Origin of the sequence: Streptomyces geranii, assembly GCF_002954775.1 — a bacterium.
In the GTDB taxonomy this organism is placed as follows: Bacteria; Actinomycetota; Actinomycetes; order Streptomycetales; family Streptomycetaceae; genus Streptomyces; species Streptomyces geranii.
The window spans coordinates 79,380-98,454 of sequence record NZ_PJME01000036.1; the positions used below are offsets into that span (position 1 = coordinate 79,380).

Consider the following 19,075-nt stretch of genomic DNA (forward strand, 5'->3'; position numbering starts at 1 on the left):
GAGGTGTTCCATGTCTGAGTTGTTCGACCGGATCGACGCGCTGGTTGCGTCCCGGTCCCCGCTGCCGCCGCCGGCGGAGCGCAAGCGGCTGCGTGCCGCGCACGGCCTGACCCTGGATGAGGTCGCGGTCGCACTGGAGGTGCGGCGGGCGACCGTCAGCGGCTGGGAGTCCGGCAAGACGGAGCCGAGGCCGCCGGAGCGCGACGCGTACGCGCGGATGCTCAAGCAGCTCGCGGAGATCTACCCCGCCGACCCCAACTCCGCGGCGCCCGCTGAGGACACGGTCGTGCCGGAGACGTTCGCGAGCGCTCCCGCCCCGGCTCCGGAAGCGCGGACTCTGTCCACAGCCCCGGTCTCCGATACTGCGGTCACGGCCACTGAAGAGAACACCCAGCCCAGCCCTGCCCCCGATTCGGCTCCGGCCGCGGCGTCGCGTCCGGCCCGCACCGCCAGGCCGTCGACGTCCTCGCCGACATCGACGTCGCGGCGTCCGGCCGCGAGGAAGGCGGCCCCGGCGAACACCCCGGCCGGCGCCGACCCGCGCTTCGCCAACGGTCCGCTCGCCGTCGTGGACGTCGACGACGACGGCCAGGTCCTCGCGTACTGCGTCGGCGGCCTGGTCCTGGACGTGCCCGCCAAGTCCCTCCCGTCCCTGGTCGAATGGACGCTGAAGGAGGCCCTGCTCGGTCAGCCGAAGCTGTCCGGCCCGGGCAAGGACGCCGACCCGCTGATCGTCCTCACCGAGTCAGCGCTGGAGCGCTACGGCCTGCCCGTCGCCCTCACCGAGGAAGAGCGGCACACCGGGAGGATCCCGGAGGGCCACAAGGTCATCAAGCAGCTGGTCCGTGCGGAGTGGCAGCTGACGAAGCGCGGGTTCGGGCCGTGGGCGCGGATCTACCGCCCGGCCAGCGGTTCGGAGCGGGCCTGCGTGCAGCTGTGCATCCCGTCGTGGAACGCGCTCGATCCCCGCAGCTGGGGCCATGCCGGGCAGTTGGCGCCGGCGGACCTCGCCCGGCTCCTGGGTGTGTACGCGACCCGGGTGATGACGCCGCGCGGGTCGACCGCCGTCACCAGCCTGGAGCTGATGACCGGCTTCCACCCGCCGACCCGCGCCTCCGAGGCTGATGAGACGGGGAAGCGGCACTCCGAGCACAACCCCGGCTCGCTGGGGAAGGACGCGATCGACCCGCTGGACTGGCCGCCGTGCGAGGTCCCCGACGGTCACCCGGTCCTGAAGGATCTGCCGCGCTTCCACACGCGGACCCCGGCGGAGAAGCTGTTCGAGGAGGCGTACGACTGGGCGCGGCCGTTCACCGACGTCGAATACACCCGGCGCCACCTGGTGGGCATCGACGTGAACATGGCCTTCGCGGCGGGGGCGAACGGGCTGACCGTCGGTCTCGGTGCGCCGACGCGGGTGAAGGCGCCGGTGTTCGATGCGAAGCTGCCCGGCTCGTGGCTGGTCGACCTGTCCCATGTGGACCTGTCGAAGGTGAAGGTCGGCAGGGACAAGTGGGTGGACCTGGACAGCGCGCTGCTGCCGAGCCCGTTCACGCCGTCGGGCGAGCGCCCGACGGGTCCTGCCTGGTACGCGACGCCGACCGTGGCGTACGCGGTGGAGCTCGGCTACGACGTCACGCCCCTCGAGGCGTGGGTGCGCTACGACTGCGGCCGCTACCTGGACTCCTGGTACAGCCGGCTGCGCGACGCCTTCCTCGCCACCATGGCCGACCTCGGCGTCCACGCGGACACGGACCCGGCCGACTTCCTGACGGCGATGGTGGGCTGGCGCCAGCGCGACCCGGAACTGGCGATCGTCGTCGACGCGGTCAAGGGCACCGTGAAGGGCGGCCTGGGCAAGCTGCGCGAGCGGCCCCGGGGCGAGGGCTGGAAGTCCGGCGAGCCGTGGCGGGCCCTCGCCCGTCCGACATGGCGGCCGGACATCCGCGCGGCGGTCATCTCCCGCACCCGGATCAACCTCCACCGGAAGATCGTCAGGCACGCGGCGTTCACCGGGCAGTACCCGGTGGCGATCCTCTCCGACTGCGTCGTGTACGCGGTCGACGGCGCCTCGCCGCTGGACTTCCTGCCCTACAAGGACGGCAAGCCGCTGCCGGGCGGCTTCAAGCTCGGCATCAACCCGGGCCTGGTGAAGTGGGAGGGCACCCAGGAACTGCTGTGGGGCGAGGGTGTCCGCGAGCAGTTCGCGGCCCCCGAGCTCAACTTGGCCCGGTACATCAAGGACGGCACCGTCACCAACGTCGACAACGGAGAGTAGGAGAAGGCGACGATGAGCCTGTTCGGGGACGGCCTGGACGCCGCGGTGCAGAAGGCGTTCACCCGCCCGGCGCCCAAGAACGCGGGCCCGCAGATGCGCTACCTGGTCAAGCAGCTGGGGGGCACCAAGGCGGTCGCCCAGATGCTGCGGGTCTCCCAGCGCACCGTGGAGCGGTACGTGAAGGACCAGATCAAGCACCCCCGCAGGGACCTCGCCGCCCGCCTGGAGCGCGAGGTCAAGGCACGATGGCAGCCGCAGATCCGGGCCAAGGCCCGCGAGAAGGCGGCGACCACCGGCGGCATCGTCATCGACACCCGCGCACGCCTCGGCTACACCGCGCCGATCGGGTCGACGGACCAGGACCGCATCCGGCACCTGACCATCGCCCTGCCGCCCCGCCACGCCGCCCGCCTCTTCGAAGCCCAGGCGGCCGGCGCCACCGAGCAGCAGCTCAAGGAGATCGCGGCCGACGCCCTCAAGGAGGTGTACTTCCAGGACGGCGGCCGCCGCGCCGGAAGCCTGGAAGAGGTCCGGTTCACAGACATCGAACACCTCGAGTTCGACCTGTAGAGGCTGTTTCCTGAACAGGGGTGGGCCCCGGCTATGGAGTGCTTCAGATGGTGAGTGAGCGGGGCTCTTGGCGAGGGCTGTCTGGCGCCCTGTAGGTCAGATGGCCGGGTCGGGATGGGCAGCCAGCCACAGTTGCAGCTCGCGGTGGCGGAACTGGTAGGCGGGACCGGAATACCTCATCAGCCCGGCGTCACAGCCCCAGTCAAGGAACCGGGCCAGCCGGAACGGAACCCGCCCTCGCGCGCACAGCAGGAAGACCATGTACCTCCACGAAGAGCTACCGGCCATCAGCCCGGTTGCAAGCCCGAACTCCAACCCCGTCATCAGCCCGGTCGCAAGCCCAAACATCAGTCCGGTCGCAAGCCCGAGCGCCAGCCCGGTCGCAAGCCCGAGCGCCAGCCCGAGTTGCGCGTCATCGCCGATGATCGTGCCTGGCTTGGCCGCCGAGCTCTGATCCGCCGTCAACCCGAACATCAGACCGAGCAGCAGCCCGGTCGCCAAACCGACCGCTAGCCCGAACACCAGGCCGAACACCAAGCCGAACACCAGGCCGATCACCAGCCCGGCCACCAGCCCGAACACCAAGCCGCACACCAAGCCGAACACCAGCCCGTTACGCCCGACGGGGGTTGTCAGTCGATGCAGGTCGAGACGCTCTGCACTCGTGGTGATCGGCAGGCCGTGAGCGCTCCCGGCCAGGACTGCTAGGCCTCCGAAGCCCAGAGTGGCGAAGGTGTCCGGGAGCGGACCGCTGCTCCAAGCGAAGGGGAGGCAAAGAAGAAGAATCAGGGCGGTCAAGAGGGCGTCGGTGGCGCGGACGCGCCAGGGCCCGGCCATGGGCCACAGATGGTCGAGGGCGATGTCGGTGCGGATGGGGGTCCAGGCGGTGGGGGCAAGATGGGCGGCGAGTTGGTGGAGCCAGTGGTGGATCTGCTGTGGGGTGTAGCCGTGGAGGTTGGCGTCGGCGGCCGCGAGCGTGGCGGCAGTGATGTACCGCGCCAGGAGGTGGCGGTCGAGCTCATCGGGGTCGGTGTAGGTGAGGAGTTCGGAGGGGTCGCCGCCGCGGTGGTAGACGGTGGCGGTCAGGCACAGCCGCCACGGTGTCGACAGCAGCACCGCGTGTACGGCTCCCGGGTGGGCGGTGAGGTGGTTCAGCAGGGGCCGCCAGCGCAGCGGGTCGCGGGCGCGGGCAGCCAGATAGGCAGCTGCCGGGCTACCGCCGACGGGGGCGATGGCGATGCGGGCCGCGTCCAGCAGGAGATCCGTAGTGGCCAGGGCGTCGTAGTGCGCGGTGCGGCAGGCCAGAACCAACGGCGCCGCGGCCCCGGCGTCCTGGTGGACGCTGAGTTTGTCCAACGCCGCGCGGGCCCGGGGGGCGGCCGGGTCGGGGTCGCCGTTCGGTAGAGGCGAATCCATCTCGTCCAGGCCGTCCAGCACCGGCAGAACCAGCCCGTGCGCGACGAGGTTGCCGGCCGCTGTGCGCGGCAGGTTGAAGCTGTCGACCAGCTGCTGCACCAGAAGGTCGCGCAGAGGGACGTCGGTGTCCCACTGGGCCAGCGGGACCCGCACCGGCACCGGGTCGGCGGCGTCACGGTTCGCGATCAGGTCGAGCAGGAGTTGCAGGGCAAGCACGGTCTTGCCGGCACCCGGGGCACCGGTGATGATCAGCCGGGCCGGGCGAGTGGAACGGTAGTAGGTCGCGATGTCCGGCAGACCCGCTTCGGGGTCCGCGACCGCGAGCCCCGCCACCGGCGCGCGCGCCGCCCGCCCCGGGCCGAGAACCAGGCCGTAGTACAGGCTGATCCGCGCGGTGTCCCTGCCCAGCAGCTGCGTCAGGACTCGTCCCTCGCTTTTGGCCACCAGGCGAGCCAACGTTGCCGCCTGCTCCAGCGCGAGCGCCGCATCGGTACCGTCGCGCGGCTTGCGAAATCCCGCCAGCATCCCCGCCACGCTGGCCACAGCGAGTGGGAACCCCAGCACCGTCACGAGATCCGCTGGTTCCAGCCCCCCGTGCCAGGCCTGTCGTACCGCGTACACCAATGCCGCAGACACCGCCGCCGCGCACACACCACCTACCAGCCGCCACTGGCGCTGACCACGGCGTCCCCCATCTGAGTTCACGCCCCTGATACTGGCCACCCCACGCGGGTTTCGTAGGCAGACGGGTGTGCTGTGCTCAGACCGTGACAGCCCGGAGCCCGACGCAGCCGCTCAACTCGCCAGCTGAAGCGCTCCTTTCCCAGACCCGCTGGTCCGGGCTCACTCGCGTATCCGCGACGGGTCGGATGGTTACGCAAGCGACATCGTGTCCGAGGCGGCACTCGCGGCCAGTACCACAGAGTCCGGCTGGGCGGCCTCGAGTGCCTGGTCGACGAAGTCCCGTACGAGCGCCACGGTCTCGGACACCGTGCCGTCCCTCGTCCACGTCTCTGTGCCACCAGCATTTCAGCTCGAAGTTGTGCGCGCCAGGGGCGAGTTGCACGTACCGGACCGAAGGCCGACGCTTGCATCGGCGGGCCGCGGTGGCAGTGGCGCTCGGTCCCTTTCAAGTGCTTCTGGACGACGGCGACGTGGTATCGGGCGGGTAGGGTGCGCCGTTCCAGGCAGCCGCGGCACTCCAGCAGGTGCAGCGCGGCGCCTTCCTTGTCCTCGAGGAAGTAGCTCGGGTGGCTCTTGCCCTCGAAGGTGTTGCAGCTGCCGCAGAGAGGTCCGTCTCCGAACTAAGCCAGCCCGAGCCACCAGCGCAACCTGAGTGGCAGTCAAGAACCTCTGGACACATCCTGGTTAGCCCTGGTTGCATCGGCACTCTTGGCACCGTACCGAGGGAGCAGAAGTGCAGCGATTCTTCTTTGCCGAGTCGAGGTCATTCGGCTACCGAGTCAATCAGCTCTTTGATTTCATTCAACCGGCTTCAGTTGCGCTTTGGAATCTCCGCTGGCAGGTACAGGGGTACGTCTCCGCAGTTCCAGGGGCTACCGATGCGGAGCTCGCGGGACGCTTCTCTCACGGGGCGGGTGTCAGGGCGAACAACTTGAAGGGCGTCTGCATTGACACACCCTGGGAGGATCAGCTTGGACAGTTCGCCCAGATCGTCGGGGCCAACATGATCGCCCTTTATGAGGGCTGGGCGGAAGGCCTCCTTCCCAAGTTCGGAAACCCCAAGAGGGCGACGGATGTACAGTTCCCCACAAGGGGAAAATATGGACAGAACACCCGGAAAGGAGTCGGGAACGCTCTTGCTGAAGTGCACTCATCGGGTATCTCCACAGAAATGCAAAAGGCATTTTTCTCAAAGTATTCAGCCAGCAAAAAATACAGCCTTGCACACCTCGATGCCCTTTCGGCCTTGTATCGGTACCACAAGGAGATCAGGAACTCATTCATGCATTCGGGCGGCCTGGCTTCCGATAGGGCAGAAGCCGCCTGGCTAGAGGCTTCAAGGCTGACTAAGGCGGACATTGGTGGAAAGTCAGACCCGATCCTGACGAAGGTCGTCGAAGGCGACCCAATCACCTACCGGATCGAGGAGGCGATTCAACTGGCAGACGTTATCATCCGGCTCGTTCACACCATCGACTCCGAATTGATGTACACCAGCTACGCAGAGAACCATTTTATGGAGCTCTGGAAGGGGACTCCAGGGGCCGTAAGACTCAGGGCTCTCCCTGGGGATCCACGCAAGCGAAAACTGCGTGTCGATCAGATTTGCAAGGCGCTCGGATTCCTCGCTCCGAACGACCCCGAGGCGGTGATCAAGCTCGGAAAGAACGCTGGCTTGCTCGACTTTGCCTAACTGATCCGGGATGGTCGCGATGCGGTTCGTTCAACAATGTGACTGAACATATAAATTCCGACATTAGCCACGGAATCCTTAACCATATCATCGAGCCGTGATATTTTTCGACAGCACCTAATAAACTGATCTCCAGTCCTTCGACTTCGCGAGCCAGCCTTCTTGGTTGGCTCGCGAAGTCGGTCGATCGGGTTGTCGCAGATATCGATCAGACGGCCGCTCTGGGAGAATTCGGCGCGGAGGAGTAAGTACCGGACGGGTCGCGCTCGGGAATGCATGCCGTTCCGAACGCCCTCTCGGGTGGGGTGTCCGCCACGGCTACGCCGCCTCCTGGTCCTCGCCGTCTTCGGTGTTGTGGGCGTGCTTGAGACCGGTGCGGGCCGCCATCCGGTCACCGGTGTCGACCGAGCTCCAGAAGGAGTGCGTGACGATCGCGGCGGCGAGGTCGCGCTCGCGCTCCCGCCGTGTCGCGACCTCTTTCTGCTCCTGCTCAGTCCAGCCCGGCGAGTCGGCGTACGGGCGTGCTGTGCCCTGCCAGTGACCCTCGGGACGCTGCCACGCCTCCATCGGCTCCACGGAGTGGGGAAGCCCCCTGAGCAGAGCGGAGAGTTCGGCGCGTGCTGTGTTGAGAGCCTGTTGCAGTTGGAGGAGATCGTCGGGGAAGTCGTACGTTGTCGCCACGGCCCCAACAGTAGTTCGACCCGGCGTCCGTACCGCCCGTACGACGCGGCGGCACTACGCGTCCGGCAGTTCCTGCTGGTGACGGAGTCAGGGCTGGTCGGGCGGGGTGTCCGCCAAGTACCAGCCGTGGACGGCCATGCACTCCTTCGTCCACTCCATCATCAGGTGTGCACCTTCCTTCACACGGTCCTCGTCGTGACCGCCGTGGTCGGCGAACCACTGGACGAAAAGGCCGGCCGCCGGGCGGTCCACGTCGCCGGTGTCGCACACCGCGCACAGCTCCAGGTGGATCGGCCGCCCGTGTTCGTCGTCCCGCGGCGCCACCCCGCTCATGATGAGGTCGCCCCGGCAGCGTGAACACTGCGGCAGCCGGTCGGAGAACTCCAGCAACTCCATGGCCGGCCCCCTTTGATCTGGACGTGATCCTCCACCCAAGACCCGCTGACCTGCGCCGTCAACCCCTCCCGCGACGGCGGGCGCGCGGCCACGGAATCTGTCCACAGGGGAACGGGCGTCTGCTGGATGAATGATCGACAGCGACGACACGCAGCAGCCGGCCCCGCGCCGCAACAGCTTCCTGGGCGCCCTCGTGCGGGCGGAGCGCAAGGTGTTCACCCGGCCCGTGCCGAAATCTGCGAAGGCCCAGATCGAATTCCTCTACACGCGGGCCAAGCGGTCGACGAAGGCCCTCGCCGAACAGCTGGGCGTCTCGCCCCGCACCGTGCAGCGCTACCGCGCCGGACAGCAGACGAAGCCTCAGAAGAGGCTCCGGGCGGCCCTGGTGGAGGAGACCGAATCACAGTGGCAACCGCAGGTCAGAGCACAGGCGCGGGAGCGCGCGGCGACGACCGGCGGTATGCAGGTGGAGGTCTACGCCTACTTCGGATTCGAGTGCACGCGGAGCTCGGACGACGGCCGCGAGCGGTTCATCAGCACGTCGATCTCGCCCGTCTACGCCGCTGAAATCCTCCGTCTGCAGGAGGCCGGTGCGACAGAGGAGGACCTGAATCCGGTCGTCGCGGAGGCCATCACCGAGTCCTATTTCACGGAATGGGGCTCCCGAGCCCAGGGGCTCCGAGCGGATTTCACGCACGTCCGGTCGATAGAGATCGAGTTCTGAACACACGGAATTCGGGGCCTGCTATAAACCCTATTAGGGGGCCGCCGCACAGCGTTCTGGCGGCGGCCCGCTCCTTACTCAGCACCCCGAATGCGAGGCCCTGATGAGCACCCCCTGGACCCGGCGCAGTGTCCGCCGGCCTCTCGCCGCTCGCGTGGCGGCGCCCCGCGAGCCGGCCGACCCCGCGCGCATCGGACGGCGGGTCGTGCGCCGCCGGGCGACGGGGATGTCGGCAGCCGACGTCGCGGCGGCCATCGAGGACGCCCGCTTCGACGCGCGCCAGGCTTCGCGGCACGAGCACCTGGCCGACGACGAACGCGCTCGCGCGGAGCTCGCGGAGTGGGAGCGCCTCGCCCAGCTGCTCGCCGACGCGGCCCCGGACGCGGTCTACGACCCCGGCGTCGACGTCGTCGTCCAGGAGGAGCTCGCCGCCGAAGCCGCGGCCGCCGCCGTCCGGGAAGCCGAGCTGCGCGAAGCCCAGCGGATCGCCGCCCGGGCCGATGAGCTCCAGGCGCTGCGCGAGCTGGGCACGCTGGAGCAGACCGAGCCCCGCGCAGGCGACGAAGCCGTCCGGGACGAACTCACCCGCCGCGCCGGGTCGTACGTGCAGCAAGACGTCGACGCGTGGCTCGCCCACGCCCTGGCCGCGCACCTCGGGCACTACCGCGACCCGGCCGCCCGCGAAGCAGCCGCCGGCCTCCTGTCTCCGTCCGTCCTCGCCCACGCCGCGCTGCTCGCCGAACTCGCCCGCCTGGTCCCGGCCGCGGACACCGGCCAGCTGGCGTTCGCGGCCCGGCTCGCCACCGCCGAACCCGAAGCCGCCGCCACCCTCGCCGCGTTCCTCACCCGCGCCACCGAGCCGGCCGGCTCCGAGGGGAGCCCGTCATGAGCGAGCACCAGGAGCACGGCGCCGTCGTCGCGGTCTGGACGGAGCACAGCGCCATCGGGCACCACCACGAAGAACTGCTCGCCGACGGGCAGGTCCTCGCGTGGACCGGGCCCCCGTTCGGCGAGACGGTCCACCCCGGCGAAGACGATCCCGACTACAACCCGATCTGCCACTGCCCGGGCCCGACGCCGCGCGCCTTCTGTATGGAGTGCGCCGGCTGCGCCGACTGCGATCAGTGCCGCTGCCCCCGGCCGACCCCTCCTGTGACCTCACCCTCCGCAATCTCACAGGCCTCACAGGTCCCCGGTCGAAACCTGTGACCTCCCAGGACACCGGACGCCCGAAACGCCCTGTTCAACCTGTTTGCCTATGAACCCGGAACCCTGTTCTCCCAGGCAGGCGCGTTCCTGCGAGGTGACCTGTGACCCTGTGACATAGAAGGGAGTCGAACCCCGCGCGACACCGAAAGTGACTGTCACGCTGTCACGTTCGGGTTGTCACGATCACCTGATCGGGTGTCACATCGTGCTGTCACGCTGTCCGTACGGCCCGAAAACACGGGCTCAAGGGCCGATTTCGACGCTCGGGCCGATCAATGTGACGCGGGTCCTGGGGTGGCTACGGTGCGCGTTCGTCCCGGATCGCCTGCTGACCTGTGACAGGAGACCTTGATCGGGTGCCACCGGCTCCCGGGCGCCCGATACTGGAAAACCCGTCGCGCACTCACTTGGGAGAGGCGAAGAATCTTCAGGTATGCGGCGACCCCTCTCCTCTTACCCCGTTCCGGAGACCGAGTACTTCGAGCGGGTCCTGCGTCATGACCCGAACTCGCTGACGCAGTTGATCGCGGCCACCAGTGCCGGCCTCCCGCCCGTCCGCGACCTGGCCGCCCAGGGCCTCAGCCTGTACGCGCCGTGGGCCCTGCTCGACGTGGCCTGGGTCTCTCTGGCTCGGGGCCGGGACGGCCGCCCCGCTGCGACCAGCCAGGACCTCCGTCAGATCCTCGATCTGTTCCTGGCCCTGGACGATCCGGTCACCCGGGAGCCGGAAGGCATGAAGCGCTGGGAGGGGTATCTCCAGCGGGCCACTCACCATCAGGGCCCGTGGCAGGAGGACGCCTACGCGCAGCTGAGCCGCTCCATCGCCCTGTTGGGTCAGACCTCCTACCCAGACGATGCGGACGACCCGCTGGAAGTGATCCTCCCGGGTTGGGACCACGACTTGCTCGGCTGCTCCCTGGCGGATTACCTCGGCATCGTCCACCTCGTCTGGGCTTGCGCCACCACCCACCCGAATCCGCGCCGCCGCGGCCGGTTCGCTTTGGACTGGTACCCCGTCGCGGACTACGACCAGTTCGACGGGCTCCGCTCCTCCGCCCAGGTCAAGGCGGTGCTGAACCGGCATTTCGTCACCACGAAGAAGAGGCTCCGCGCCGCCTTCCCTGCCGGCCACGACCCGCTGCTGCGCCGCTATACCCACAACCCGCTCCGGTCCAGCCCGCTGGTCGGCGGTGTCCCGGGCGGCTACCTCGTCCCGGTGCCGGCCGCCGTACTGGGCAAGGGCACCCCTCTCGGTCTCTACTACACCGGGGGCGACAACAGGTCGGAGTGGGGCAAGGCGTTCACCAACGACGTCGGCAGGCTCTTCGAGCGTTACGTCGGCCGCCAGCTCGACCTGCTGCCGGACGCCGAGGTCCACCCTGAGGTCTCGGTCAAGATCTCCAAGAACGCGACGAAGAAGACGATCGACTTCTTCGTCGTCTTCCCTGACCTGGTCCTGCTGGTCGAGGTGAAGTCGACCCTCCCGGGCGAGCAGCTGCGGCTTGGCGGGACGGACTTCACCACCCTCTTCCCCCCGTCGCTCAAGAAGGCGTTTGAGCAGATCAACCGGTCGGTGGACCTCCTCCGCTCCGGCAAGCACCCGGAGCTTGCCGACATCCCGGCCGACCGCCGGATGATCGGGATGGTGGTGACCGCAGAGACGTTCCACCAGATCAACACCCCCGAGCACCGCGTGGCCCTGCCCGACACCGAGATCCCCGTGATGGTCACCTCCATCGCCGAACTGGAGGACGCGGTCACCATCACCAGCACCAGCCTGGCCGAACTCCTCTGCGCGGCCGATGACGCCGGTGTCGCGTACCTGCGCCCACTGTTCCCCCAGTACGAGTTCCTGGAGCACAACACCGTCCTGGAGCAGGGCTGGTCCGCCATCCCGTTCGCCCGGCCCCGCCGGCCGCGAACCCAAGACGTCGCTGCCGCCGAGCCGGTTAGCGGCCCAGAGCACCGATCATGATCAGTGGCAATCGATCAGCGATCAATGGCACGGATCACCTGCCCGGGCGGCGGGCGCACTGGGAGAATCCCTGGGTGACCACCACAACAGGCGAGCTCTACGCCCAGGCCCTCCAGGACACCGCCGACCGCCCGGGGCAGTGCGTCGTGCCGTGGGGCGTGTGCCCCGAGCACGGCGCCACGCTGAAGGCGAGCGGGAACCGCACCTCGTGCATGGACGTCGCCTGCCTCAACTCGTGGGAGTACGACCGGCTGGACGCTCCGTGCCCGGAGCCGGCCACCCACACCGTCCAGGTCGACGGCGCCAGCGGCGGGTACGCCGTGTGCGACGGGCACGCGCTGACCGCCCGCACGCACATCACCAACGGCCAGGTCCTGCCCAACCTCCCCGCCTGAACAGTCCGGCCCATCTGTGTCATCGACCCCCTGTTTTCCCAGGTGGGCATGGTCATCTGTGTCACTGTTCAGGCTGATCTGTGTCATCGCCCGGGCGGACCCCAGCGCCCCGGCGCCCGGCCCGGAGCCTGGTTCCCTGGGTCTTGCACCCTCGTGCGAGCCGGTTCGTCCGGAGCGGTCCCCAGGGCCCGGGGCGGCCGATACCGTGGGAGCAGACGCCAGTTCTGCCCTCTGGAGCCCTCGATGAGCGAACAGCCGGCCACCGCCGACCACGCCCGGCCGCAGCTGGAGCCCGCGGCAGCCGACGCGGTCCGCGCGTACGCGGCCAAGACCCGCGCCAGCGCCGATCACTTCGCCGCTGCCCTGGAGGACATCGCGGCCAACGGACTGCCCTCCGTGGAGGACTGCACACCGTGGGAGGAGCTGCGCGAGGCCCACCTCGCCCGGCTCGCTGCCCAGCGCCCGGCCGTCGCCTGATGGCCCAGCCGCACGGGCCTCGCCGCGCCCGGATCGCCTTCTCCGACTCCGCCGCCAAGCAGCTGGAGAACATCACCAGCGAGGCAGAGATCCACGCCCTGGACCGCACCTTGGTCGTCATCTCCGTCGACCCCGACGCCGGCGAGCCCATCCCCGGCGACACCGCCGGCCCCCAGCTACGCCAGTACACCGACGAAGTCGAAGCCGTCCGCGTCCTGTACTTCGTCACCGCGCTGCGCACCGTCGTGGTCGTCGCCTACATCGAGGTCTAGCCGCCGCCGAAGCCCAAAGTGCCGTCCGAAATCAAGCTCAAGAGCGTCGTGACGCCGCCTTTTGCATGGATGCTCACTCCCGACGGACGTGTCGGCTAGGGCCTCGGCAGGGGCAGCGCCGTCATGGCGCGGATGGGGGCTGGGGGTGCTGGCGTAGCCAGTGCTGGAGTTCACGGTGGCGGTACTGGTAGGCGGGTCCGCTGTAGCGCATGAGGCCTGCGGTGACAGCCCAGTCGAGGAACAGGCCGAGTCGGAACGGCAGGCGACGGCACGAGCAGAGCAGGAACACCGAATACCGCCACGAAGCCATCGCGCCGACCGTGAGCCCGACCGTGAGCCCGGACGCGAGCCCGAACGCAAGCCCGACCGCGAGCCCGATCGTGAGCCCGAACGTGAGCCCCGCCGTGAGCCCGAACGTGAGCCCCACCGTGAGCCCTGCCAGGGCGTCGCTCCTGATGAGGGCCCCAGCTCCGAGATTTATGCCCGGCTTCCCCGCGAGCCCGACCGTGAACGCGACCGTGAGCCCGAGCGCGAGCCCGACCGTGAGCCACGCCGTGAGCCCGATCGTGAGCCCGATCGTGAGCCACGCCGTGAGCCCGAGCGTGAGCCCGACCGCTACCCCGACCGCGAGTTCCCTGCGTCCTCGAGGGGTCCCGAGCGGGTTCGCCGGACTCGCGGGACTGCTGGGCGCGATGACGGTGAGCACTCCAGCCAGGGCGGCAAACCCGCTGATCGCGCCGGCGAGCAGGCCAGTCAGCCGCTGGGGGGCGGTCCAGGCGAGGGGGAGGGCGGTGAGGACGGTGAGGGTGGTGATGAGGGCGTGGGTTGCGCGGACGCGGGTGCGTCCGGCGAGGGGCCACAGTTCGTGCAGGACGAGGTCGGTGGCCTCCGCGCCCTGGGGGGCCGTGACAGGGAGGATGCCGACGGGATTGAGGTGGGTGGTGAGGTGGTGGAGCCAGCGGTGGACGTCCTGGGGTGTGTAGCCGTGGGGGTTGAGGGCGGCGCGGGTGGCGGCGGGGATGTAGCGGGCCAGGAGGTGGCGGTCCAGGGTGTCGGCGTCGGGGAGGGTGAGGAGTTCGCCGGGGTTGCCGTCGTGGTGGTAGACGGTGGCGGTCAGGCAGAGCCGCCAGGGGGTGGACAGCGTGGTCGCCAGGGATCCGCCGAGATGGACGGACAGGTGGTTGAGCAGGGGCTGCCAGCGGGCCGCATCGAGGGCGCGGTCCTCGAGGTAGGCCCGGGCGTCGTCGGTATCGACAGGGGCGACGGCGATGCGGGCGGCGTCCAGGACTCCGGTGTGCAAGGTCAGGGCGTCGTAGTGGCGGGTGCGGCAGGTCAGGATGAGGGGCCCGGCATTACGGCCGTGCTGGTAGGCGTTGAGGGCGCGTACGACGGCGGTGGCGCGGGGCGCGGCGGGATCCGGGGATCCGTTGACCAGGGGGTCCATCTCGTCCAGGCCGTCCAGGACCGGCAGGATGAGGTGGTGGCGGACCAGGCCGGCGGCCAAGTCCGCGGGCCAGTCGTAGGCCTCGGTCAGCCGCTGCTGGAGCAGTTCGGGCAGGGATTGGCGTTCGGTGTCCCAGCGCGATAGCGGGATACGGACCGGGACGGGATCGTCGTCTTTACGGCCGTCGATGAGGGCCAGCAGGAGTTCCAGGGCCAGGACGGTCTTGCCGGCCCCTGCAGCGCCGGTGACGACCAGGCGCAGCGGGCGGGTGGCGCGGTAGTAGGTGACGATGTCCGGCAGCGTCACTGCCCCCGGGCCGTCGGCGGTCAGGCGTCCGGCGGCCGGGGCTGCGGCCTGGCGGACCGCGGCGGGGTGCAGGGCGTAGGCGAGGTTGATGCGCCGGGTGTCATCGCCCAGCAACTGCCGCCACACCCCGCTCTCGCCAGATTCGACCTGCTTGGCCAGTGTCGAGGCCCGACCACGGGCAAGTTCGGCGTCGTTACCCTCGACCGGTTTGCGCAACGCCAAGACCGCGAACACGATCCCCGCCACACCCAAGGGGAAGCCCAGCATGGTCACGGTGTCGGTCGGCTGGAGACCCCCGCGGATGATCGCTCGCACCGCGTACACGCCGCTCACCACGATCGCCAGAGCGCACAGGGCGCCGACCAGCTGCCACTTGCGCCGTCGGCGGCGTCCCCCGAGCCCTGCCATTTCCCAATCATCGCCACCGCTCTCCCACCGTTTAGCAGACTTCTCCCACTTGTGACCAAGCGGATGGGCATCCCGGCAACGCCAGCTGCTGCTGGGGATCGGGCGTGTGGCGCAGTAATCGCACGACCCGGACGGCACACGGGTGCTGCACGGGCAGCACGCCCGCCAAGGAGGAGGTTTCCGGAGTTTCAGCGCTGAGGACTGGTAGCTGATTCGGGTGGATCAAGGCGTGTCCCAGATTCGAACCCGCAAGGAGAGCAGTCTTCTCGGGTGTGGCACAGGGTCGCGTCCCAGACGAGGTTGAAGGCAACACCCTCGATTCCCCAGTGCCCAACGCGCCGCCCCGCCCGGCAAGATGACCAGCATGGACCAGGGGCGGGCAGCCATCATCGCCGCAACGGCCGCAGGCGTCTTCGGCATCACCGGCGCATTCGCCGGCCTCATCGTCGGCAGGCGCCAAACCATCGACCACGCAGCCGTCGAGCACGGCCAATGGCTACGCGGCCAACGCCAGACTGCTTGCCTCGAGGCCATTGACGCCATAGACGCGTTGCTTACCGAGACTGAGTGTCTGCGTACGGAATGGGACGAGCGGCGGTCACTCGTGAACGGCGGCGTCGGATCGTTCGTCCTGTACGTGGGGGAACTGCTCCTTGATGCGCGCAAAAGTGCATCTCACCCGCTAGAACGGGCTGTCCTGCTAGGGCCCCGCTCGGTGGATGACGCGTTGCAGCGTCTGGAGACCGCGTACATGGAGGTGAACAGGTACCTGCTGGGGCAGGCTGAGGAACCAGCAAGGGATCATGACTGGGCGGATTGGGAGCCGGTGTGGATGGGGGTCCTGGAAGCGCGGGAGTCACTCTTCAACACGGCGCAGGGCGTGCTGTGGGAGCCTCCTGGTCCGACTCACGGAGGGTTCGGCGCGTTCCGCCGCCAGGGGCGGCGTTGAAGCGGGTGCCAGGCGAACGGTCCAAGATCCCCGAGCAGGTCCCGCGTGTGCTGTCGGTCCAGCCACTGCCGCGCGAGCACGCCCGAAGCGCGCAGTCGAAGAACACGTCGACGTCGACGCTGGGGTCCCGGCGGGTGATCTCGTACAGCCCCTTCGTCGCCTCGAAGGCCGCCACGACGGGGAGGGTGATCTCCTCGTACGCCTCGGTCTCCACGTCCAGGTGGTGGGCGAAGCCGAAGTGATGGGCCCGGTCCCGCTCCGCGGTCTCCACACGCTGGTGCGCCTTGCGCGCCGCCTCGAACCACCGCGGCGCGTCGTCCGTGCCCAGGGCGTTGACGACGATCGCGAAGAACGGGGTCACCTGCTCTGCGCTCGCGGGCCAGCTGTCGGTGGGCGAGCCGAAGTGGTTGCCCAGCTCCTGGGTGAAGTGGAGGCCGAAGTTGTGGGTCACGCCTCCACTCGTACCGCGTCGGCCGGCGCTCGGGCGGGCGGCGCGCGGCACCACCGTCCGGGAACGCTCGTGCGGGCTGTCCAACCTGCGCGTTTCCCCTCTGGGGGAACCGTGTACGCGTGCTCCGGGGCACTTCGCGTACTCCAGAGTGCTCGCGTCGTGTTTGCACCCTTCCCGACCTGCGGTTTCCCCTTGGTGGGAACGGTGTACGCCCGTTGACACGCAAACGGCGCCGCGCCCTCGGGCTGAGAAGCGGCGCCGTCGGACGGGGGGCGGTGACGGGCTGTTTGGCCCTGCGCCGATGGACCTTTGTCCACCCGGGCGGGGATCTCTGGTGTCGGCATCGACACCGAGCACGCGACCGGCGCTGCACCTCCGGGTGCAGCGCCGATGTCCGTACGAGGCGGGCGGCCTGGTCAGCCGACGGCGTGCAGCGAGCCGCGGCGCCTGCCCGCGGCGGTCTTCTTGGCGGCGGCGAGGGCGGCACGCTTCTTGCGCTGTTCGGCGAGCTGGTCCTGGTAGGCGGCGACGGCCTTGTGGTAGCTCGCCACGTAGTTCTTGCTGTCAAGGCGGTCCGCCTTGGACATCGCCTTCACGGCGACTTCGGCGTCCTCGGGACAGGCGTAGCCGGCCAGCATCGGGTTGATCTGGTAGACGCCGTTGCGGACCTTCTTGACGAGCTTGGCCAGCTCCAGTTCCCGCAGTGCGGCGTTCACGCTGGGACGGCTGAGCCTGAGCAGTTCACCGAGGGCGGCCTGGTCGATGCTGATGAGGCCGCCGGCCTCGCTGCGTCCCCGGAGCTTGAGCAGCGCGCGGTAGGCGGCGGGCGGCAGGTCCAGGTCGGCGAGAAGGCTGTCGGCGTTGGTCGCCGCCCACTTCAAGGTGCTCACTCGGCTGTTCCCTCCTCCTGGCGCTGGGCGCGGGCCCACCGGCGTGCAGCGCGTTCTTCGGCCCGCTTCTTGCGCAGTTCCTCGATCGCCTCACGCATGTGCTCTAGCGACGGGAACCGCACCAACTGCGGCAGGCTTTCATCTTTGCGGATCTTCGCGATCGTCTTGTCCTGGTCGACCTGGACGTACTCGGCTTCGACCAGTTCGGTGCCTGGGATGAACTCAGCTACACGGTACGAGTAGGGCGGGTTGAACTGGTAGACGCCCCGGCGCACCTTGAAGACGATGCCGTGCGACATGACTTCCCCGAGGGCCTCGTTGATCTTCCCCCGGTGCACGTCCAGGACCGTCGACATCTCCTCCTGGGTCAGGCGGATCTGCCCACCGGCCTTCTGGCAGGCGATCATCAGCAGGATCACCCGCAGCGGCAGGGCCTCGCGGAAGTACTGCGCGATCAGGAAGAAGAACTCCAGCGAGTCCATGGAGAACGCTTTGGGGCGCTCTGGGGTGTCGTAGAACTCCATGGGTTTGCGCTCGCTGCTGAGCGAGACCTTGCGCCGCGGGTAGCGGCGAGCCAACGAGTCGAGATCCTCAACCGGCTCAACCGGCTTGGACCACGCCTGGATCTCGTCATCAAGGGGCAGCTCCGGGCGCGGTCGCGCGCGCTTCGGTACGGGGCGGCGGCGCTGTGGCTCGGGTGACACGAGGCTGCTCTCCACTTCGCTGATCTTGGACGGCAGAAGTATGTCAGCCACGCCGACATTTATGTCGGTCTCGCTGACGTTCCGGCGTGTTGTGTCCCCCCAGGGGGGACAGATCTCCCCCCTGCTCGCTCCGGTGGACCGCCCGACGGGACGCTCTCGGGAATGTCAGCCGTGCCGACGTTTTGCGCCTCAAACTGTCGGCCTGGCTGACGTTCGGCCGTCGATGTGACTCCTCAGGAGGTACATACCGAAGGCGATGTGTACCGGCTGAGGGGACAGATCGCCGAAAGTGCGCGACTCTGACCTGCAGGTTCTTGATTCCGGTAAGTATTAGGTGACCGAGGTCGGCCCCAACGCCGGCGGCGAGCACCCCGTGCGTCGCCGTCAGCGGCCGGCGCCCGCGTCCGTAACTCGGGGGCTCGGGCGGCTTCGCGTGCAGGTCCATCGTCCAACTGCAGACCGTAGGCGGCACCAGCGGCTCTGAGTCTCGGGCGGTGCCTACCTTGACGAACAACAAGCACCAGCAAGCGGGGCTGATGTTCATGGCAGGTTCCGCCGCCCGGTCCGGGGGTCGTTCGGCTCAGGTACCTCCGTAGGTCGGAATTCAGCCTTTCCCGTATTCGGGGTGCTGTTCTCAGGCTTAGGTGCGCAGCTTCCCAATTCGTGATTCCTCGGGCGAGTTGATAAATCGGATACCAGGGCTGACGATTTATCAAAAGGCGTGCCCTGTTTGGATGGTTGGGGGGTGTCCCGTGTTTCCGCCAACGATACATGCTGCATCAACCTGATGCACGCGCTACACTAGAACCTGACACGAACGAGCGACCCCCACCCCCGTAGCCATCCCCGCCAGCGTCAGCGGGCCCCAAGGTTCTGGAGGCGCAGCCCGAAGAACCCTCAGGCGGGGGAGCGCAGCGGACCCGCCCAGAGTCCGCAGGACTCCCCAACTCCCCAACCAAAGGCCCGACTAGCCGCACCTGACACCCCCTCAACCGCCCGGCGCGCACCGCGCGCCCGCCGCGCCGCATCGCGGCCGGCCCCACCGGTTTCTGGAGCGCAGCGAAGGGAACCGCCCACGCGATGCGTGGGCAGCGGGAGCGCAGCGACCGCCCCGCTTGCACATTGCGCAGCAATGTGGTACCCGCTCCGCGGG

Annotated in this window: 18 protein-coding genes; 11 read left to right on the forward strand and 7 right to left on the reverse strand. The window is 68.8% G+C overall.

From position 1 onward, the window contains the following. Window positions 1-10 precede the first annotated feature (10 nt). The gene (tap, locus tag CW359_RS31985; protein ID WP_105973682.1) at window positions 11-2,278 is read left to right on the forward strand and encodes a telomere-associated protein Tap; all 2,268 of its coding nucleotides are present in this window, start codon (window positions 11-13) and stop codon (window positions 2,276-2,278) included. Between the two features lie 12 nt (window positions 2,279-2,290). After that, window positions 2,291-2,848, forward strand: a complete 558-nt coding sequence (gene tpg / locus CW359_RS31990; protein ID WP_105973683.1) for a telomere-protecting terminal protein Tpg — start codon at window positions 2,291-2,293, stop codon at window positions 2,846-2,848. 96 nt (window positions 2,849-2,944) lie between these two features. Here the strand turns inward: tpg (CW359_RS31990) and CW359_RS31995 are convergent, their stop codons facing one another. Then, window positions 2,945-4,807 (reverse strand): NACHT domain-containing protein, encoded by a 1,863-nt coding sequence (locus CW359_RS31995; protein WP_157968685.1) that lies wholly within the window; start codon window positions 4,805-4,807, stop codon window positions 2,945-2,947. An 874-nt stretch (window positions 4,808-5,681) separates the two neighbouring features. Here CW359_RS31995 and CW359_RS32000 point away from each other — a divergent pair. Beyond that, a complete protein-coding gene (locus tag CW359_RS32000; RefSeq protein ID WP_105973685.1) occupies window positions 5,682-6,641 on the forward strand; it encodes a hypothetical protein in 960 nt (319 codons plus the stop codon). A gap of 318 nt (window positions 6,642-6,959) precedes the next feature. Here the strand turns inward: CW359_RS32000 and CW359_RS32005 are convergent, their stop codons facing one another. Together CW359_RS32005 and CW359_RS32010 are read right to left on the reverse strand one after the other, a co-directional pair. Further along, on the reverse strand, window positions 6,960-7,322 hold the full coding sequence (locus CW359_RS32005; protein WP_105973686.1) for a nucleic acid-binding protein: 363 nt from the start codon (window positions 7,320-7,322) through the stop codon (window positions 6,960-6,962). An 87-nt stretch (window positions 7,323-7,409) separates the two neighbouring features. Next, window positions 7,410-7,718, reverse strand: a complete 309-nt coding sequence (locus CW359_RS32010; RefSeq protein WP_105973687.1) for a DUF6300 family protein — start codon at window positions 7,716-7,718, stop codon at window positions 7,410-7,412. 130 nt (window positions 7,719-7,848) lie between these two features. On the opposite strand from CW359_RS32010, the gene tpg (CW359_RS32015) reads away from it, so the two are divergent. The 7 genes from tpg (CW359_RS32015) to CW359_RS32045 all read left to right on the forward strand — a co-directional run bounded on the left by tpg (CW359_RS32015) (window position 7,849) and on the right by CW359_RS32045 (window position 12,770). Beyond that, the gene (tpg, locus tag CW359_RS32015; protein ID WP_105973688.1) at window positions 7,849-8,442 is read left to right on the forward strand and encodes a telomere-protecting terminal protein Tpg; all 594 of its coding nucleotides are present in this window, start codon (window positions 7,849-7,851) and stop codon (window positions 8,440-8,442) included. Window positions 8,443-8,545: 103 nt separating this feature from the next. Beyond that, window positions 8,546-9,331, forward strand: coding sequence for a hypothetical protein (locus CW359_RS32020; protein ID WP_198655470.1), 786 nt, complete (start codon window positions 8,546-8,548; stop codon window positions 9,329-9,331). Further along, complete coding sequence (locus CW359_RS32025; RefSeq protein WP_105973689.1) at window positions 9,328-9,651, forward strand: hypothetical protein; 324 nt, start codon at window positions 9,328-9,330, stop codon at window positions 9,649-9,651. The genes CW359_RS32020 and CW359_RS32025 overlap by 4 nt, the downstream gene beginning before the upstream one ends. Window positions 9,652-10,084: 433 nt before the next feature. After that, the gene (locus tag CW359_RS32030) at window positions 10,085-11,626 is read left to right on the forward strand and encodes a nuclease-related domain-containing protein (protein ID WP_105973690.1); all 1,542 of its coding nucleotides are present in this window, start codon (window positions 10,085-10,087) and stop codon (window positions 11,624-11,626) included. A gap of 74 nt (window positions 11,627-11,700) precedes the next feature. Next, complete coding sequence (locus CW359_RS32035; RefSeq protein WP_105973691.1) at window positions 11,701-12,021, forward strand: hypothetical protein; 321 nt, start codon at window positions 11,701-11,703, stop codon at window positions 12,019-12,021. A gap of 243 nt (window positions 12,022-12,264) precedes the next feature. Continuing rightward, on the forward strand, window positions 12,265-12,498 hold the full coding sequence (locus CW359_RS32040; protein WP_105973692.1) for a hypothetical protein: 234 nt from the start codon (window positions 12,265-12,267) through the stop codon (window positions 12,496-12,498). Then, window positions 12,498-12,770, forward strand: coding sequence for a hypothetical protein (locus tag CW359_RS32045; protein ID WP_105973693.1), 273 nt, complete (start codon window positions 12,498-12,500; stop codon window positions 12,768-12,770). The genes CW359_RS32040 and CW359_RS32045 overlap by 1 nt, the downstream gene beginning before the upstream one ends. Before the next feature lie 121 nt (window positions 12,771-12,891). Here the strand turns inward: CW359_RS32045 and CW359_RS32050 are convergent, their stop codons facing one another. Beyond that, the gene (locus tag CW359_RS32050; RefSeq protein WP_105973694.1) at window positions 12,892-14,928 is read right to left on the reverse strand and encodes an NACHT domain-containing protein; all 2,037 of its coding nucleotides are present in this window, start codon (window positions 14,926-14,928) and stop codon (window positions 12,892-12,894) included. A 355-nt stretch (window positions 14,929-15,283) separates the two neighbouring features. On the opposite strand from CW359_RS32050, the gene CW359_RS32055 reads away from it, so the two are divergent. Next, window positions 15,284-15,877 carry a hypothetical protein gene (locus CW359_RS32055; protein ID WP_157968686.1) on the forward strand — a complete coding sequence of 198 codons (594 nt, stop codon included), beginning with the start codon at window positions 15,284-15,286 and terminating at the stop codon, window positions 15,875-15,877. On the opposite strand, the gene CW359_RS46040 is transcribed toward CW359_RS32055, so the two are convergent. The 3 genes from CW359_RS46040 to CW359_RS32070 all read right to left on the reverse strand — a co-directional run bounded on the left by CW359_RS46040 (window position 15,792) and on the right by CW359_RS32070 (window position 17,973). Continuing rightward, entirely contained in the window at window positions 15,792-16,328 is a 537-nt protein-coding gene (locus CW359_RS46040) for a hypothetical protein (protein ID WP_232838705.1), read from the reverse strand. The two genes, CW359_RS32055 and CW359_RS46040, sit on opposite strands and share 86 nt — an antisense overlap. 416 nt (window positions 16,329-16,744) lie before the next feature. Then, the gene (locus CW359_RS32065; RefSeq protein ID WP_105973696.1) at window positions 16,745-17,218 is read right to left on the reverse strand and encodes a MarR family transcriptional regulator; all 474 of its coding nucleotides are present in this window, start codon (window positions 17,216-17,218) and stop codon (window positions 16,745-16,747) included. Next, on the reverse strand, window positions 17,215-17,973 hold the full coding sequence (locus CW359_RS32070; protein ID WP_232838706.1) for a hypothetical protein: 759 nt from the start codon (window positions 17,971-17,973) through the stop codon (window positions 17,215-17,217). The genes CW359_RS32065 and CW359_RS32070 overlap by 4 nt, the downstream gene beginning before the upstream one ends. Window positions 17,974-19,075: the final 1,102 nt, after the last annotated feature.